11 protein-coding genes and 2 pseudogenes are annotated in these 17,029 nt (G+C 69.0%); 2 read left to right on the top strand and 11 right to left on the bottom strand.

What is annotated here, in order from left to right; translation table 11 throughout:
- Nucleotides 1-193: 193 nt before the first annotated feature.
- Nucleotides 194-2,413: an NADP-dependent isocitrate dehydrogenase gene (locus tag IT882_RS03165; protein ID WP_195693134.1), complete on the bottom strand. Its 2,220-nt coding sequence runs from the start codon at nucleotides 2,411-2,413 to the stop codon at nucleotides 194-196.
- 132 nt (nucleotides 2,414-2,545) lie between these two features.
- Between IT882_RS03165 and IT882_RS03160 the strand changes: the two are divergent.
- A pseudogene (locus IT882_RS03160) lies at nucleotides 2,546-2,997 on the top strand (N-acetyltransferase family protein).
- 165 nt (nucleotides 2,998-3,162) lie between these two features.
- On the opposite strand, the gene IT882_RS03155 reads toward IT882_RS03160, so the two are convergent.
- The 4 genes and pseudogenes from IT882_RS03155 to IT882_RS03140 all read right to left on the bottom strand — a co-directional run bounded on the left by IT882_RS03155 (nucleotide 3,163) and on the right by IT882_RS03140 (nucleotide 9,175).
- Entirely contained in the window at nucleotides 3,163-4,977 is a 1,815-nt protein-coding gene (locus IT882_RS03155) for an ABC transporter ATP-binding protein (RefSeq protein WP_195693133.1), read from the bottom strand.
- A pseudogene (locus tag IT882_RS03150) lies at nucleotides 4,974-6,796 on the bottom strand (ABC transporter ATP-binding protein). Before IT882_RS03150 ends, IT882_RS03155 begins: the two are co-directional and overlap by 4 nt.
- A 328-nt stretch (nucleotides 6,797-7,124) precedes the next feature.
- On the bottom strand, nucleotides 7,125-7,631 hold the full coding sequence (locus IT882_RS03145) for a methylated-DNA--[protein]-cysteine S-methyltransferase (protein ID WP_195693132.1): 507 nt from the start codon (nucleotides 7,629-7,631) through the stop codon (nucleotides 7,125-7,127).
- Nucleotides 7,628-9,175 carry an AlkA N-terminal domain-containing protein gene (locus IT882_RS03140; RefSeq protein WP_195694044.1) on the bottom strand — a complete coding sequence of 516 codons (1,548 nt, stop codon included), beginning with the start codon at nucleotides 9,173-9,175 and terminating at the stop codon, nucleotides 7,628-7,630. Before IT882_RS03140 ends, IT882_RS03145 begins: the two co-directional genes overlap by 4 nt.
- 555 nt (nucleotides 9,176-9,730) lie before the next feature.
- Between IT882_RS03140 and IT882_RS03135 the strand changes: the two genes are divergently transcribed.
- Nucleotides 9,731-11,149 carry a dihydrolipoyl dehydrogenase family protein gene (locus tag IT882_RS03135; RefSeq protein WP_195693131.1) on the top strand — a complete coding sequence of 473 codons (1,419 nt, stop codon included), beginning with the start codon at nucleotides 9,731-9,733 and terminating at the stop codon, nucleotides 11,147-11,149.
- Between the two features lie 119 nt (nucleotides 11,150-11,268).
- Here the strand turns inward: IT882_RS03135 and purH are convergent, their stop codons facing one another.
- From purH to IT882_RS03105, 6 genes are all read right to left on the bottom strand, one after another.
- Complete coding sequence (gene purH, locus IT882_RS03130; protein ID WP_195693130.1) at nucleotides 11,269-12,876, bottom strand: bifunctional phosphoribosylaminoimidazolecarboxamide formyltransferase/IMP cyclohydrolase; 1,608 nt, start codon at nucleotides 12,874-12,876, stop codon at nucleotides 11,269-11,271.
- 115 nt (nucleotides 12,877-12,991) lie between these two features.
- Nucleotides 12,992-13,576 (bottom strand): phosphoribosylglycinamide formyltransferase, encoded by a 585-nt coding sequence (gene purN / locus IT882_RS03125; RefSeq protein WP_195693129.1) that lies wholly within the window; start codon nucleotides 13,574-13,576, stop codon nucleotides 12,992-12,994.
- A gap of 4 nt (nucleotides 13,577-13,580) precedes the next feature.
- Complete coding sequence (locus IT882_RS03120) at nucleotides 13,581-14,837, bottom strand: DUF6350 family protein (RefSeq protein WP_195693128.1); 1,257 nt, start codon at nucleotides 14,835-14,837, stop codon at nucleotides 13,581-13,583.
- Nucleotides 14,838-14,880: 43 nt separating this feature from the next.
- Entirely contained in the window at nucleotides 14,881-15,681 is an 801-nt protein-coding gene (locus tag IT882_RS03115) for a polysaccharide deacetylase family protein (protein WP_195693127.1), read from the bottom strand.
- Nucleotides 15,603-16,457, bottom strand: coding sequence for a hypothetical protein (locus IT882_RS03110; RefSeq protein WP_195693126.1), 855 nt, complete (start codon nucleotides 16,455-16,457; stop codon nucleotides 15,603-15,605). The genes IT882_RS03115 and IT882_RS03110 overlap by 79 nt, the downstream gene beginning before the upstream one ends.
- Complete coding sequence (locus IT882_RS03105) at nucleotides 16,454-17,023, bottom strand: hypothetical protein (protein ID WP_195693125.1); 570 nt, start codon at nucleotides 17,021-17,023, stop codon at nucleotides 16,454-16,456. The genes IT882_RS03110 and IT882_RS03105 overlap by 4 nt, the downstream gene beginning before the upstream one ends.
- Nucleotides 17,024-17,029: the final 6 nt, after the last annotated feature.

The following is a 17,029-nucleotide window of genomic DNA, read 5'->3' as shown; positions in this document are numbered from 1 at the left end:
AATCTGCGAGGGCCGCACCCCCAGGGCCGCAGCACGGCGCGACCCAATGGTCCCGGGGCCGAACGCGTGGGCCCGGCCATGCCGCCAAGCCCATTTCCTTCAGTCGCGCCGTCGTGCGGGTGCGGCGCCGCGCCAACCGCGCCACGGCGCGACTGAAGGAGCAGCGCAGGCCGCCGCGCAACCAGGTCCGAGGTCAGCGCAATGCGTCGATGACGGCGTTGAGGGTGGCCGACGGGCGCATGACCTCGTCGACGAGCTCGCCATTCGGACGGTAGTAACCGCCGATCTCCACGGGAGAGCCCTGCACACCGTTCAGCTCTGCGACGATCTGATCCTCGTCAGCCGTCAGCTTCTCAGCGATCGGCGCGAAGATCGCCGCAAGCTCGGGATCCTCGGTCTGCTTCGCAAGCTCCTGCACCCAGTAGAGCGCGAGGTAGAAGTGGCTGCCGCGATTATCGATCGTGCCCAGCGCGCGCCCCGGGGACTTGTCGTTCTCGAGGAACGTTCCGGTGGCGGCATCCAGGGTGTCGGCCAGGATCTTCGCACGGGCGTTGCCCGTCGTCTCCGAGAGGTGCTCGAGCGATGCCGCGATCGCGAAGAACTCGCCGAGCGAGTCCCAGCGCAGGTAGTTCTCGCTCAGGAGCTGCTGCACATGCTTCGGGGCAGAGCCGCCCGCGCCCGTCTCGAACAGTCCGCCACCCGCGAGCAGCGGAACAATCGAGAGCATCTTGGCGCTCGTGCCGACCTCGAGGATCGGGAACAGGTCGGTGAGATAGTCGCGCAGGACGTTGCCGGTGACCGAGATGGTGTCCAGGCCGTGGCGCATCCGGGCCAGCGTGTAGCGGGTCGCCTCTTCGGGCGAAAGGATGCTGATCTGAACGCCCTTCGTGTCCAGCAGCGCAAGACCCTGGTGAACCTTGGCGATTAGTTGGGCATCGTGCGAGCGGTTGACGTCGAGCCAGAACACCGCCGGCGAGCCGGTAGCCCGGGCGCGGGTTACGGCCAGCTTGACCCAGTCCATGACGGCGATGTGCTTGGTCTGCGTCGCGCGCCAGATGTCGCCGGCGCCGACCTCGTGCTCCAGCAGCACCTCACCTGACGAGTCGAGCACCTGCACGAGCCCGTCCGAGGCGATCTCGAAGGTCTTGTCGTGGCTGCCGTACTCTTCGGCGGCCTGCGCCATGAGACCGACGTTTGGCACGGTGCCGATCGTGGTGGGGTCCAGCGGCCCGTTGGCGATGACATCGTCGATGACAGCCTGATAGACCCCCGCGTAGGACGAGTCCGGGATGACCGCGAGCGTGTCGTCTTCGCCGCCGTCGACGCCCCACAGCTTGCCGCCGTTGCGCACGAGGGCGGGCATCGACGCATCGACGATGACATCCGAGGGGACGTGGAGGTTCGTGATGCCCTTGTCGGAGTTCACGTACGACAGGCGCGGTCCGCGCTCGAGATCGGCATCGATCGCGGCCGTGATCTCATCTGCGCCGTCGAGCCCGGGAAGGCCCGCGAGGATCGAACCGAGACCGTTGTTGGGGGTCAGGCCTGCCGCCGCGAGCGTGTCGCCGTAGCGGTCGAAGACATCGGCGAAGTAGGTCTTCACAACGTGCCCGAAGATGATCGGGTCGCTGACCTTCATCATGGTGGCCTTGAGGTGCACGGAGTACAGCACGTCGTCGGCGGATGCCTCGGCAAGCGTCTCGGCGAGGAAGGCGTCCAGCGCGGATGCCGAGAGGAAGGTCGCGTCGATGATCTCGCGCGGGAGCACCTTCAGCCCTTCCTTGAGTACCGTCACGGTGCCGTCGGCAGCCACGTGCCGGATGGAGAGGACGTCGTCATGGGCAGCCACCCAGGACTTCTCGTTGCTCTTGAAGTCGTCGTGACCCATCGTGGCCACACGGGTCTTCGATCCGTCGGGGAACGGCTTGTTGCGGTGAGGGTGCTTGCGGGCGTAGTTCTTGACCGACAGCGGCGCGCGACGGTCACTGTTACCCTCGCGCAGCACGGGGTTAACGGCGGAGCCCTTGATGCGGTCGTACCGAGCTCGCACGTCCTTCTGCTCGATCGTCTGCGGCTCATCCGGGTAGTCGGGGATGTCGTAGCCCTGCTGCTGCAGCTCCGCGATTGCGGCCTTGAGCTGCGGGATGGATGCCGAGATGTTCGGCAGCTTGATGATGTTTGCCTCGGGGAGCGTGGCAAGGCCACCGAGCTCCGCGAGAGCGTCACCGACGGCCTGCTCGGGCGTCAACTGCTGCGGGAAAGCGGCAAGGATGCGGCCCGCGAGAGAGATGTCGCGGGTCTCGACATCCACGCCGGCCTGATGCGTGATCGCCTGCACGATGGGGAGAAAAGAAGCGGTGGCTAGAGCCGGTGCCTCGTCGGTGTACGTGTAGATGATCGTGGATTCGCTCACTCGCCTGTCTTTCCGCTCGGGTCGCCGGGCCAGCCTACCGCACCCCGAGAACTATCTCGATATCAAGATAAATTCCGGTGCGTGACAAGGCGCGGGATGCCGAACTGCGGCATCCCGGCTAGCCTGTGTGACATGGCCGATCTGCGACTTGCTGAACTGTCCGCCGCCACGGTGGAAGCTGTCAACAATATGTCGCTCAAGCCCGGGCAGGCTGAGTTCCTCGCCCCCGAGAGCTACGAGGTAGCGGCGGGGATGTCGACCCCCAGACGATGTGGCAGCGCGTCGTGCTCGACGGCGACGACGTTGTGGGGTTCATCAGCGCGAACTTCGACGGCGACAGCATGCCCGAGTACTTCCGCTCTGTGTTGTGGCGGATCAACGTGGACGCCGACGACCAGGGGCGCGGCATCGGTCGATTCGCCGTCGAAGGCCTGCTCGCGGAGGCCCGTGAGCACGGCGTCGACCACGTCAATGTCATCTATGGCTCGGGCGAGGAAGGCCCGCAGGCATTCTTCGAGCGCGTGGGCTTCACACCCGTTGGCGAAACCGAGTACGGTGAGGTTATCGCCGAGATCCGGCTCTGATCCGGCGAGTCCCACCCGCAGTTTCCGCCCCCACCCGAGGGGCTTTTGGGCTGGCGGCGGGGCCTCGGATTCCCCTCCCCCACCGAGGCCCCGTCGCCTTTTTCGTTCGGATCGCCACGCGGCCCCGGTGACGGTGGCGCGGTGACGGTAGCGGGGTGACGGTGGTTAGACGAGCGACTCCCGCCAGGCAGCGTGCAGCTGCGCGAACTTGCCCGTGCCGGCAATCAGTGTCTCGGGACTGTCGTCTTCGATGATCCGGCCGTGCTCCATCACGAGCACCCGGTCGGCGATAGCCACGGTCGACAGACGGTGCGCGATGATGATCGCCGTACGGTCGGCCAACAGTGTCTGCAGGGCATCCTGAATCGCACGCTCTGACGGGATGTCGAGAGACGCCGTGGCTTCGTCGAGGATCAGCACCGCGGGGTCCGCGAGGAAGGCCCGCGCGAACGAGATCAGCTGGCGCTGCCCGGCCGAAACCCGTCCGCCACGCTTGTTCACATCGGTGGCGTAGCCGTCCGGAAGCGCACGGATGAAGGCATCCGCCCCGACAGCCTTCGCCGCCGCCTCGATCTCATCGAGGGTGGCATCGGGCTTCCCAAGCGCGATGTTGTCGGCGACGGTTCCGCTGAACAGGTAGGCCTCCTGCGTGACCATCACGATCGCGCGTCGCAGATCCTTCGGGTGCAGACGCCGCAGGTCGACGCCGTCGAGGGTCACGGCACCGCGGGAGGGATCGTAGAAGCGCGAGACGAGCTTCGCGAGGGTCGACTTTCCCGCACCGGTGGTGCCGACCAGGGCGATCGTCTGCCCGGCCGGAATGTCCAGCGAGAAGTGCGGCAGGATGACGCGGTCATCGGCGTACCCGAACGTGACCTCATCGAAGCTGACGTGTCCGCGCGCGGTCCACAGGTCGACGGCATCCGTCGGGTCGGGCACCGTCGGCTCCTCCTCCAGCACTCCCGACACCTTCTCGAGTGCTGCCGTGGCGGCCTGATACGAGTTCAGGAACATCGCGACCTCCTGCAGGGGCGCGAAGAAGTTCCGCACGTACAGGACGCTTGCCAGCAGGATGCCGATGGCGATCGCCCCGTCGGCGACCCGGAGCCCTCCCCACAGCACCACCAGGGCAATGCTCACCGACGCGACGGCCATGAGGCCGGGCTCGAAGGTTCCGAACAGTCGGATCGAGCGCATGTTGACATCGCGATAGTCCTCGGCGACGTCACCGAACTCCTCGTCGTTGCGCGGCTCCTTGCGGAAGGCCTTGACGGCACGGATGCCGGTCATGGTCTCGACGAACTTCACGATGAGCTTCGCGCTGATCACCCGCGACTCGCGGTACACGACCTGCGAGCGGCGGTAGAACCACCGCATCAACAGGAACAGCGGCACTCCCATGACGGCGAGGATGACGCCGGACTGCCAGTCCAGCAGCAGCAGCGCAATGAGCGTGAACCCGCCGTAGAGCAGACCCGAGACCAGCTGATTGAGCCCGCCGTCCAGGAGCTCCCGAATGGACTCGAGGTCGCTCGTCTGCCGCGAAATGATGCGACCCGACGTATACGACTCGTGGAATTCGAGGCTGAGCTTCTGCGTGTGCAGGAAGATGCGCTTACGAAGGTCAAGCATCACCGCCTGCGTGAGACGCGCGGCAACGACGGCGTACCAGCCGACCAAGCCCGCGCCGCCGAGCCCGGCGACGAGGTACACGGCGACGACGCCAATCGTCGGCATCCAGTTCGCCTCGTCGAGCACTGCCGGAAGCGCGGTGTCGATCCCGTACGCGATCAGCGCGGGCCCGGCGACCTGCAGCGCGGTCGAGACGACCAGCACGACCCCGGCGAGCGCGACCTGCCACCGCAGCGGCGAGATCAGCGACCCGAGCAGGCGCAGCGAACGGCGACGGATCGCGCGACTTTCATCCTTCGTGTAGTCCGACCGGTCCTCGCCGGCCGTTCCGACGACCGTGGCGCTCACAGGGTCACCTCCCTCTCCCGCATGCGGGCTTCTTCGTCTTCAAGGCTCGAGATGACGTGCCGGTAGTGCTCGCTCTCGCGCAGCATCTCGGAGTGCGTGCCGACGGCGCTCACGCGTCCGTTCTCGATCAGAGCAACACGGTCGGCGAGCGTGACCGTTGACGGCCGATGCGCGATGACGAGGGCCGTCGTATCGGCGAGGACCCGACGCAGCGCATCCTCGACGAGAGCTTCCGTGTCAACATCCAGCGCCGACAGCGGGTCATCGAGGACGAGGACGGCGGGCTTTGCCGCGACCGCGCGGGCGAGCGCCAGCCGCTGACGTTGACCGCCAGAGAGGCTGAGCCCTTCTTCACCGATGACGGTGTCGACGCCGTCGGGGAGGTCGTCAACGAAGCTGGCCTGCGCGACCTCGAGCGCTTCCCGGAGCGCGGCCTCGGCCTCGGGGGATCCGGGGACGAGATCCTCGCGACCGAGCAGCACGTTCTCGCGCACGGTCTGCGAGAACAGCGTCGCGTCTTCGAACGCCATGCCGACGTGGGTGCGCAGCTCGGCGAGAGTCAGGTCACGGATGTCGACCCCATCGAGCGTCACCCGTCCCCCTGTCACGTCGTACAGGCGCGTGGGCAGGGTCGTGAGCGTCGTCTTTCCCGACCCGGTGAGACCGACGAGGGCCATCGTTTCGCCAGGCCGCAGCACGAGGTCAACCCCGTCGAGCAGGTCGCGCTGCGTATCCGGCGCGTCCTGATAGCGGAAGTGGACATCCTCGAACGCGAGCTCCCCGCGGGGAGCCGCAATGGTCGTCGGCTGCTCGGGGTCGGTGATGGTGTCGACCTCATCGAACACCTCGAAGATGCGGTCGGTCGCTGTACGCGCATCCAACAGGAACGAGAAGAGGAAACCGATCGACTCCATCGGCCAGCGCAGCACCGTCGCCATCGCGAAGAATGCGATCAATTCAGCGGCGTTCAGCTGGCCCATGTGAATGAGCGCGATCCCGGCACCGAGTGCGAGAGCGAACGCGATGTCAGGAAGCAGGACCAGCCAGAACCAGATCAGGCCGACCGCACGCGCCTTGTGAATCTCGGTCTCGCGCAGTGTCTCGGCCTGCCGGGCGAACTTCTGCAGGGCGTGCGAACCGCGACCGAAGGCCTTGAGCACCCGGATGCCGTGCACGCTCTCTTCAACGGAGGTGGCAAGGTCGCCGGCCTGATCCTGCGACTGCCGCGCAAGCGTGCCGTAGCGCTTCTCGAAGCGGTATCCGGCGTACCACAGCGGTGCAGAGGTGACCAGGAAGATGACACCGAGCAGCCAATGCCAGCGGAACAGCAGGATGGCGCCGACGAGGATCGTGAGGACGTTGACCACCAGCAGCACGAGACCGAAGGCAAGCCAGCGACGGATGATGCTGATGTCTTGCATCATCCGGGAGAGCAGCTGACCGGACTGCCAGCGGTCGTGGAACGCGACCGGCAACCGCTGCAGGCGCCGGTAGAAGGTCGTCCGCAGCTCGTACTCGACGCGCGTCGAGGGAGCCAGCACGAACCACCGGCGTGCCCAGACCATGACAGCCTCGGCAAGCCCCAGCGCAAGGATCGCCGCGGCCCCCAGGCGATCTGGCCGGGGTCGCCCGAGGCGATGGGGCCGCCGACGATCGCCTCGAGCACGAGCGGGAACATGAGGGCGAGCACCGAGGCGAGCATGGCGCTGGCCGCGCCGAGGACGAGGCGAGGAAGCACCGGGCGCGCGAACGGCAGCAGACGGGCGAGGGCGCGCAGCGTCGACGGATGGGACGGGGTGGGAGGGGACGTGACGGTCATGATCCTTGTGGGAGGGCGGAGCGAACCCGCTGAGACGCGGGCGGGGTAGGCGACTCCGAGTCAGTCGGAGCGCGGAGGCGAGGCGGACGATGTCGTGGGTGACAACGCAGCCGACAGCGAGGGTATGCCGCGCCGAAGCCGGTCGGCGCGGGCGCTCGTGCGTCGTGCTGGCGCTAGTGAGCCATCGCGGGGCCGCGGTGACGCAGAGGCGTCACGGCGATGAGGACGGCAGTGCTCGCGACGAGTGCGACCTGATACATGGCATCCTCCTTGGCGTATGGGCCCCCGCACGACGCGGCAGCCCTTCAGAATATGCCTGGGCGTCACCTCAAAGCAAGGACGGATTCTCGCGATCCAGAAGCGACCGCTTGACATCGAGTCCCCACGCAAATCCTCCGAGGCTGCCGTCGGTGCGCAACACGCGATGGCACGGCACGAACAGCGCCGGGGCGTTGCGGGCACAGACGGATGCTGCAGCCCGCACCGCTGTGGGCTGGCCGAGCGCCGCGGCGAACGTGGCGTATGACAGCGGCGCCCCGGGCGCGATCCGGCGTAGCACTGCCCATCCGGCGTGCTGCCCGGGAGTACCGAACTGCCGAACCCGCACGTCGTCGATCGCCGCGAGGTCGCCCGCGTAGTACGCGCGGACGGCGGCTGCGGCATCCGTCGTGCCGGGGCGGACAGTTGAGGGACGACGATCCGGGCGGATGCGTTCGACGATGCGTTCGGGCGAGTCGGTCCAGCCAGATGACAGCACCGCGCCGTCGTCTGCGGCGAGGATGGCAAACGGGCCGTCGGGGGTCTCGACGAACTCGAGAACGGCGGTGTCGCTCATGCGGGGATCTCCTCTTCGGCGGCGTGAGGGCCCACGGGCCTCTCGGTGATGCGGTGGACGGTGTCTGCGGGTGTCCGGCCCCGGCCGGACCGCGGCGGTGAGGTGCGGGGCGGCCGTGGGGGAACGGCGCGCCACAGGTGTGCGCACAGGTAGCTGCGCCACGGCGCGACGCCCGCCGCCCACTCCTCGAGCCCTTCGGGCTCGATGCCGATGGCATTCGCGCCGCTGCGCACGGCGACATCCGTGGGAAGCACGACGTCGGGGTCGCCGAGCACGCGCATCCGCACGTAGTCCGCCGTCCAGGGACCCACGCCGGGAAGGGCCAGAAGCGCGTGTCGCTGGTCGGCACCGTCGTCGGCGATCGTGAGTGCGAGCTCGCCGCCCGCCAGCGCGCCGGCGGCGCCGACGATCGCCCGGATGCGGGCAGCCGGTCCGCGCAAGACCTCCGTGCCGTGCTCGGCGATCGCGGCCATCGTCGGGAAGAGCCTTGTTGTCCCCTCGGGGCCGGGTACCTCTTCGCCCAGCGCAGCGGCGAGCGCGGTGAGCGCCGTGCGGGCGGCAGCGACACTGATCTGCTGGCCGACCATTGCGCGAACGAGCATCTCGTGGGGGTCCGCCGAGCCCGGCACGCGAATCCCGGGAATCGCGCGGACGCGCGGAGCCAGTTCGGGGTGCCGCGACAACGCAACATCGATCGCGAGGGGATCGGCGTCGAGGTCGAAGATGCGACGGACGCGACTGACCAGTGCCGCGAGGTCAGCGAGCGCGGTGACGGTAGCCCGCAGCCGCACACTGCCGTCGGCATCCGTTCTCACCTCGAACCAGCCCGGCCCCGACGCCAGTCGCACGGTACGCGCGAAGGATGCCTCCCCCGCACTCTCGACCCCGGGCAGCGCACGGGCACTCATCCAGGCGAACAGGCCCGCAGCGTCGAACGGACCGCGTACCGGCAGCGCGAGATCGATGTTCCCCGCGGCCGATCCGGCGCCCGCGCGGCGGGCACGCAGCTCGAGAGGGCTGAGGCTGAAGACCTCGCGGATCGTGTCGTTGAACTGGCGGACGCTCGCGAACCCCGACGCGAAGGCGATCTCCGATGCCGGCATTGCGGTGCCGACCAGCAGCATCCGAGCCGTGTGCGCCCGCTGTGCGCGACTGAGGGCGAGCGGGCCGGCCCCGAGTTCTGCCGTGAGAAGCCTCGTCAGATGCCGCGGGGAATAGCCGAGCCGACGCGCGAGTCCGGGCACGCCCTCGCGCTCGACGATCCCGTCGGCAATGAGGCGCATTGCCCGCGCCGCGACGTCGCCGCGCACATCCCAGTCCGGAGAGCCGGGCGCGGCCTCGGGCAGGCACCGCTTGCAGGCGCGGTAGCCGGCCTCGTGCGCCGCGGCGCTCGTCGGGTAGAACGTGACGTTCTCGGGCTTCGGTGTGCGGGCCGGGCAGCTGGGCCGGCAGTAGATGCCCGTCGAGCGCACAGCGGTGACGAACTGACCGTCGAAACGGCCGTCGCGCGACTGGATCGCGGCGTACCGTTCGTCGAAGGTCATCGAAAGCACGGGTCCAGACTGCCACGCCCCTCCCCCACGCACTGGCGGAAATCGGACACGGCAGCGGGAGCCATCCTGCCGAGAACCCCGCGCCGAGGGTGCCGAACGCAGGACCAGAGTGGCGCGTGGGCCCCTCGGTGGCACGAACGGGCACGTTGATCCTGCGATCGGCACGGCCACGCGGCTCAACCGGCGCGGAGCCGGGACCGGAGGCGGCAATGCGGGCGGTTTCTTCTCGCCGCGCTCTCCCCGCGACCCGGCATGGACCGGCGATGTCCCGAATGCAGGACCAGAACTGCGCCGCTACCCGTTCTCGGGCAGGATCGGCACGTTCATCCTGCGATCGGCACGGCGTGATGCCCGGAGCCGACGAGCCGCGGCGAAGCGCGACGCGCGACGCTCGCGCTCCGCTGCAGCCAGCCCGCGAGCGGAAAGTGGTCGCGGATGGTCGCTTCCGGCGAGGGATGCGGCAACACGCGCCCACAATCTCGACGGTCACGACAATCTGCGCCCCCTTTCTGGCGCGCTACCGGGGTGGGCGGGTTACCGTGGCATATGAGCGCGCGGGAGTATGACCTTGTTGTGATCGGGGCCGGACCGGTCGGCGAGAATGTGGCCGACCGGGCAGTGCAGGGGGGCCTGCGGGTCGTCATCGTCGAAAGCGAACTCGTCGGTGGCGAGTGCTCGTACTGGGCGTGCATGCCATCAAAGGCACTGCTGCGTAGTGGTGCGGTGCTGCGCGCCGCGCGAGCTGTCGACGGAGCCAAACAGGCAGTCACCGGTGAGCTAGACGTCGCCGCGACCCTGGCGCGGCGCACGGGCATGACCCACGACTGGAACGACTCTTCGCAGGTCGAGTGGCTCGAGAACACCGGGATCGACCTGGTCCGTGGCCACGCGCGGATCGCGGGCCGCAAGCGCGTCGAGGTGACCCGTCCCGGTGGCGAGGTCGTCGACCTCATCGCAACCCACGCCGTCGCCGTCTGCACCGGTTCGGCGGCACTGTTGCCGAACACCCCGGGGCTGCGGGAGATCGAACCGTGGACGAGCCGTGAAGCGACGAGCGCGCGATCGGCCCCGGCGTCGCTCGCGATCATCGGCGGCGGGGTCGTGGGATGCGAGATGGCAACCGCATACGCGAGCTTCGGCACGGATGTCACGCTCATCGCCCGCTCGGGCCTGCTCGGCGGCATGGAGCCGTTCGCCGGTGAGATAGTCGGAGAAGCGCTGACTGGGCAGGGCGCCCGGGTCCTCACGGGGGTGGATGTCGTCTCGGCATCCCGCGACGAGAATGGACGCACTCTCACCCTCTCGGACGGCACGTCGGTAACAGCGGACGAGGTGCTCGTGGCCACCGGACGGGTACCGCGAACGGCAGACCTCGGCCTCGAATCCGTCGATCTGAAGCCGGGCGCGTGGCTCGATGTCGACGACACGATGCTCGTGCGCGACACCGACTGGCTCTACGCGGTCGGCGATGTCAATCACCGCGCCCTCCTCACTCACCAGGGGAAGTATCAGGCGCGCGCTGCGGGGGATGTCATCGCCGCCCGCGCCCGCGGCGCCCACGTCGACACCTCCCGCTGGGGCACGCATGTCGCAACCGCCGACCACGACCACGTCCCTCAGGTGACCTTCACCGACCCCGAGGTCGCCTCGGTCGGGCTCACCGCCGAGCGTGCGGAGGCCGCAGGGATCAACATCCGGGTGCTGGACTACGACCTCGCGTGGGTCGCGGGAGCCTCCACGGCTTCGGATGACTACCGGGGCCAGGCACGCGCCGTCGTCGACCGGGAACGTGAGGTGCTGGTTGGTGCAACCTTCGTCGGGCCGGACGTGGCGGAGCTGCTGCACTCGGCCACGATCGCCATCGTCGGTGAGGTTCCGCTGAGCCGACTCTGGCACGCGGTGCCGTCATACCCGACCGTCAGCGAAGTGTGGCTGCGCTGGCTGGAGGCCTACGGCCGCCCCTGAGCGAGCGCATGGCCGGCCCACTCGCCGGACCGAACGCAGGATGATCGGCCCCTCCAGCCGCGTGGCAAGCAACCCGACCGGCGCTGATCCTGCAATCGGTCCGCCCGCGCGACCCGCTCCTAGTGGAAGAAGTGGCGCTCGCGCGTGAAGAACATCGTGATGCCCGCGTCGCGGGCGGCCTTCACGACCTCTTCATCGCGAACCGACCCTCCCGGCTGCACGATCGCCGAAACGCCGGCGTCGATGAGGACCTGGGGTCCGTCAGCGAACGGGAAGAATGCGTCGGATGCCGCAACCGCGCCCTGGACGCGATCGCCGGCGCGCTCGACGGCCAAGCGGCACGAGTCCACCCGGTTAACCTGGCCCATGCCGATCCCGACCGTCGCCGAGTCCTTCGCGAGGACGATCGCATTCGACTTCACGGCTCGGCAGGACTTCCACGCGAAGATCAGGTTCGTCATCGCATCGGCATCCGGCCGCTCGCCGGAGACGAGCTCCCAGTCGGTCGCGACGGATTCGATGTCATCGGGGAAGCGGTCGGCATCCTGCAGCAGCAGGCCGCCCGAGATGAGCCGAACATCCATCGGCTCCTGCTTCCAGTCGTCGGGCAGCTTGAGAACGCGCAGGTTGTTCTTGAGTCGGAAGACCTCGAGGGCTTCCGGCTCGAAGTCCGGCGCCACGATCACCTCGGTGAAGATGTCGCGCAGGTTCTCGGCCATCTTCAGCGTCACCTTGCGGTTGGCGGCAATGACACCTCCGAAAGCCGAGACCGGGTCGCATGCGTGAGCGCGCAGGTGTGCGCTGGCGATCGGGTCGAGCGCGTTGGGCGCCGTCACCGCGATGCCGCAGGGGTTCGCGTGCTTGATGATCGCGACGGCGGGCTTGACCAGGTCGAACGCGGCGCGCAGGGCGGCGTCGGCGTCGACGTAGTTGTTGTATGACATCTCCTTGCCCTGCAGCTGGGTTGCCTGGGCGATGCCGTGACCACCGGTGCGCGTGTAGATCGCCGCACGCTGGTGCATGTTCTCGCCGTAACGCAGCGTCGCGAGACGCTCCGCGCGGATCGTCAGGTGCGAGGGAAGGTCGACGTCCTCCCCCAGAGTCTCATCGGCGAACCAGGTGGCGACTGCCCGGTCGTACTCGGCGGTGTGCGCAAAGGCCCGAGCGGCAAGCTCGCGGCGCTGTGCCAGCGATGTGCCACCGGCACGGATCGACTCGATGACCGACCCGTACGACTCGGGCGAGACGACGATCGCGACGTTCGCGTAGTTCTTGGCCGAGGCCCGCACCATCGCCGGACCGCCGATATCGATCTGCTCGACGACATCGTCGCCCTGGGCGCCGGACGCTACCGTCTCGACGAACGGGTAGAGGTTGACCACGACGAGCTCGAAGGGCCGGATGCCGAGATCCTCGAGCTGGTTCTCGTGGTGCGCAAGGCGGAGGTCGGCAAGAAGCCCCGCGTGCACCGAGGGGTGCAGCGTCTTGACACGCCCGTCGAGCGACTCGGGAAAGCCGGTCACGGCCGCGACATCGGTCACGGCGAATCCGGCGTCCCGGATGGTCGCAGCCGTCGACCCCGTGGAAACGATCTCGACGCCGGCCTCGGCGAGCGCGGTGGCGAGGCTGATGAGGTCGGTCTTATCGCTGACCGAGACCAGTGCCCGGCGGACGGGCACGACGTCGCGGTCGCGGTACAGGGACGGGTCGTGACTGGGGCCTGCCATCAGGTCTCCTTGCTGTCGGGGCTCTGGGCTGTGGGGCTGGAAGCTCTGGTTCGGAAGCTGTCGGGTGGTCATCGGCCGCGCGTGCTGCGTCGTCGCGGCCCGGTCAGAGAAATCGTCAGGGAGCGGAGAGGTCGATCTCGCCGGTGGCGATGCGCCGCACGACGTCGATCAGAAGTCGTCTTTCGACCGGCTTGATCCTCTCATGAAGGCTCGCCTCGTCGTCGCCGGCGAGCACCGCGATGCGCTCCTGAGCGAGGATCGGACCGGTATCGACGCCGGCATCGACGACGATGACGCTCGCGCCGGTCTGGGTGGCGCCGGCCGCGAGCGCGTCCCGCACGCCGTGAGCGCCGGGGAACTCCGGCAGGTACGCGGGGTGGGTGTTGATGATTCGCGGCGCCCAGGGTTCAAGCACCGACGCAGGGAGCAGCCTCATCAGGCCGCTGAGCACGATGAGGTCGGGTTGCCAGGCAGCGAGCTGGTCACGCAACGCGTCGCCCCACTCCTCGCGGTTCGGGTACTCGGCATACGGCACGAAGAACCACGGGATGCCGAATGCCTCGGCGTGCGCGAGCCCCTCGGCCTCGCGGTCAGCGCCGACGACAACGATCCGCGCCGGATAGTCGGGCTCGTTCGCCGCCTCGAGCAGCGCCCGCAGGTTCGATCCGGCGCCGGAGATGAGAACGGCGACGGTGAGCACCGGCTCAGTCTATCGAGGGCTCCAGCAGTGCCGCGGGCGGCGAGGCGCTGGCCCCGTCATCGCGGGCTCGCCGCCGAGGCGAGAGCAGCAGGATGCCGGCGCTGACGCCGACCTCGACACCGATCGCCAGAGCGACGGGGCCTGCCTCCGGCCCCACCTGCGCGAGAGTTCCTGGCCCGAGCGAGCCGGAAGCGAGCACGGCGAGGATCGCGGCCGAGCCCGCGGCAAAGACCGCGATCCCGAGCGTCGTGGCGATGCGGGCGCTGATGCGCTCGGCATCCGCGGCGTACGATGACCGGGCAACCCACCCGGCGAAGGCCCCGACACCGACGGGAAGAAGCGCAAGCAGCAGCAGCCACGGTGACGTCGACTCGGGGAGTGCGCCGAGCAACGGCACGCCGGGCAGGACGCCCGTCGTGGTTCCGGATGCCGCGACCGTCGATCCTGCCCCCAGCGAAACGCCCGGTCCCGCGACGAACGCCAGCGCCCACACGACGAGGGTGGGAAGGTACAGAAGCTGACCGAGCGTGAGGACCACGGCCCCGAGGACATCCACGTTGGATGCCTCGTACAGGCCGACGATCTGGGAGCCGCGGGCAAAGATCACCACAGCAGTGGCCAGCGCTGCCACGCCGATGAGGCCGACGACGGTGATCGCCCCGGCCCGCGCGATGACCGTCGGGGCGAGGGACCAGTCCTCGGGCAGGTCCTCGGTGCGCTCCCGCAGCGCAGCAATGATGCCGCGGTCGGCATCCTGCCACTCCCCGACGAGTGCGCCGAGGATCGCGGGGATGCCGAAGATCAGCGCGGGGAAGAGGATAGCTTCGGTCAGATTCGAGTTCGCAACGGCATTCGCGCCGGTGAGGGCGATCCCGGCAGCTGCCGCGGCGAACACCACGGTTCCCGCGATCGCACCGGTGAATGCTGCGCCCGAGCGCGACGCCCGGCGACCCGAGCGAGCTGCCGAGATCGCGGTGAAGCCCGCGAAGGCGAGCGGGGCCAGCGAGAGCATGAAGGGTGCCGCCGCCGGGTCGATACCGGCCGTTGCCACGTAGTCGGCCGGCAGCGTGATCTCCTGGGGGACGACGTGCCCCAGCTGCCAGATGGTCGCGGCAGTCGGCCAGAGCGCGTCCCACGGCGCCAGCCCACCGAACTCGACCACCCAGAGCAGCGTCGCTGGCGCGAGGACGACGACGAGCCCGGCGGCGACGGTGACCAGCGCGTCGAAGGCGGCGAGAAGGAAGACGATGACCCGGTTCATGCGGGTTCGACCTTACCCATCCGCGGGCCGGCAGCCGGTCGACTCACCGGGCGCTGCGCCACGCCCCCGACGTCGGGACGTCGCCGCGGAACAGTTTCTCGATCGTGACGATCGTGAAGCCGCGATCGAGAAGGCCATCGCAGATCGCACCGACAGTACGTCCCGTGTTCTGGTGGATGTCGTGCTGCAGCACGATCGAGCCCGGCCGCGGCTGCGTGATGGCGCGCTCGATGAGCACGTCGTCGGCGATTCCCTTCCAGTCCTCGGTGTCGACGTCCCAGAGGATGGCGGGCATCCGCGCGATCGCGAGGACCCTCGCGGTGTACTCGCCGTAGGGTGGTCGGAACATCGTGATCGGCTGTCCGGATGCCGCCTGCAGCGCAGCCGACGTATCGCCGAGCTGCGCAGCGACCTGCGCATCGGTGAGCGTCGGCAGCGAGGGATGGTTCCACGAGTGGTTTCCGACCAGGTGTCCCTCGGCGACCATCCGCTGAAGGGTGGCGGCGTACCTCTTCGCCTTCTCACCCATCGCAAAGAAGGTCGCGCTCGCGCGATGCGCGCCCAGTGCGTCCAACATGCTCGGTGTGAGATCGCTCGGACCGTCATCGTAGGTGAGAGCAACGCACGGCGTCAGGGAACAGTCGACCGGAACATCGCCCGGGTTCTGGATGCTGGGGCCGGAGTACGGCTGCCCGACCGAGGCGAGCACTCGCCGGCCGAGGTCGGTGAGCAGCGGGTCGGCGCGCACCGCGGGAACCAGGATCGTCAGGGGCGCATCGGTCGGGGGGATGCCAAGGGCAGTGAGCGCGTCAGTCGTGAACCCCGCCGGGATCGTGAACTGCATGCCCCCGCGGCCGAGGGCATGGTGGTGGCGAAGGCGCCAGCCAGCTGCTCGAGCGTCGCGGGGTCCCCGAGCGGGGCGAGCGAGAGGGATCCGGCGGCGCGGCGCAACCCCTCGAACACGTCATCGGCGAGCGCTCCCGCGGCATCCGGAGCCCACAGCTGAGCCGCCGTCGACACGTCACCGTTCGCGGTGTCGGTGAAGAGCGTCTCGACGCTATCGCCCACCACGCCGTCGCCACTCGAGGTGACGGTTCGCAGGCGCTGCCCGAACACGCTGCCCGAGGCCCACACGACGTCACAGACGACGCTCGCCGACCCGCCGCCGACGATGGGTCCGGCAAGCGCGGGGTCAGCCAGCACCTCGGCGGCCGGAGTGAGGGTGGAGCCTGGCCGGCAGGACCGGTCGGCAAGTCCCGCGCCCACCGCTCCGGCCTGCGGTGAGTACCTGGCGCCGGTCGCGTCCTGGCGTGCGCCGATCGCCGTGCGGACGTAGGCGCGCACGGCGTCGTTGAAGGCGGCGTCCCCGGGCAGCAGGGCATACCGCGCCTGAATGCCGATGCCATCCTGGCGGATGCGTTCGGGCGAGACATTCGCGGCCAACGGCTGACCCGGTTCGGCGCTCAGCGGTTCCACATCTCCCCGAATGACCTGCAGCGTGGTGGCCGGCCATGCCGGTGGCGTCCAGTTCGCGTCGACGACCGGGGCGCAACCAGAGACGAGGAGCGCAGCCACGGCGACGCCGGCCAGGGCTGCGGGCCGGATGACGGGGCGGCTCATGGTCTCACCCCTTCGAGAAGGCTGGCCAGTGCCGGCCGATAGCGATCGAGGTCGTCGCTGGAGGCCGTGAAGACGACCGATCCGCCGGCCACCGGCCCAACGGCGGCGACGAGAGCGGGGACGTTCGCGGCATCCTCGTCGGCGGCCGGGACCGGCGGGCCGTGCGCGACGGTCAACCCCGAGGCGAGTGTCTCGACGAGCGGCGAGGCAACCCCGGCTGCCGCGGCTGCGGCGGAAGGATCTCCGGCCGCCGGCGTGACATCGACGATCATCCCGCGGTCCGGCGTTGCGATGAGGGTGTGCGCATCATCGGGGTGGGTGATCAGCCACCCATCCGGAACCGCGATCACAACGGATGCCGCCTCCGACCCGATCACGAGCGGGTCCTGCGCGCTGGCCACCTGTGTCCGCAGGTTTGCCAGCGCGGGCGGCACCACCACGAGCCCGATCACGACGAGGAAGGCGACGACCCCGGCCGCACCGACGCCTGCGAGCGTCCACACCCACCAGGGGGTGCGTCGCTGCGATGCCGAGTTCGCTGAGGCGGCTCGTGCGGTGTCGTTCATGGTGGC

The sequence above is a fragment of the Microbacterium schleiferi genome (genome assembly GCF_015565955.1).
Classification (GTDB): Bacteria; Actinomycetota; Actinomycetes; order Actinomycetales; family Microbacteriaceae; genus Microbacterium; species Microbacterium schleiferi_A.
This window is presented reverse-complemented; position numbering and strand designations above follow the sequence as displayed.

Bases quoted from the DNA above. Each gene is read 5' to 3' on its own strand.
- IT882_RS03105 (WP_195693125.1), bottom strand. From the start codon at position 17,023: ATGAACGACACCGCACGAGCCGCCTCAGCGAACTCGGCATCGCAGCGA.
- IT882_RS03120 (WP_195693128.1), bottom strand. From the start codon at position 14,837: ATGAACCGGGTCATCGTCTTCCTTCTCGCCGCCTTCGACGCGCTGGTC.
- IT882_RS03145 (WP_195693132.1), bottom strand. From the start codon at position 7,631: ATGAGCGACACCGCCGTTCTCGAGTTCGTCGAGACCCCCGACGGCCCG.
- IT882_RS03140 (WP_195694044.1), bottom strand. From the start codon at position 9,175: ATGACCTTCGACGAACGGTACGCCGCGATCCAGTCGCGCGACGGCCGT.
- IT882_RS03110 (WP_195693126.1), bottom strand. From the start codon at position 16,457: ATGAGCCGCCCCGTCATCCGGCCCGCAGCCCTGGCCGGCGTCGCCGTG.
- IT882_RS03135 (WP_195693131.1), top strand. From the start codon at position 9,731: ATGAGCGCGCGGGAGTATGACCTTGTTGTGATCGGGGCCGGACCGGTC.
- purH (WP_195693130.1), bottom strand. From the start codon at position 12,876: ATGGCAGGCCCCAGTCACGACCCGTCCCTGTACCGCGACCGCGACGTC.
- IT882_RS03115 (WP_195693127.1), bottom strand. From the start codon at position 15,681: ATGCAGTTCACGATCCCGGCGGGGTTCACGACTGACGCGCTCACTGCC.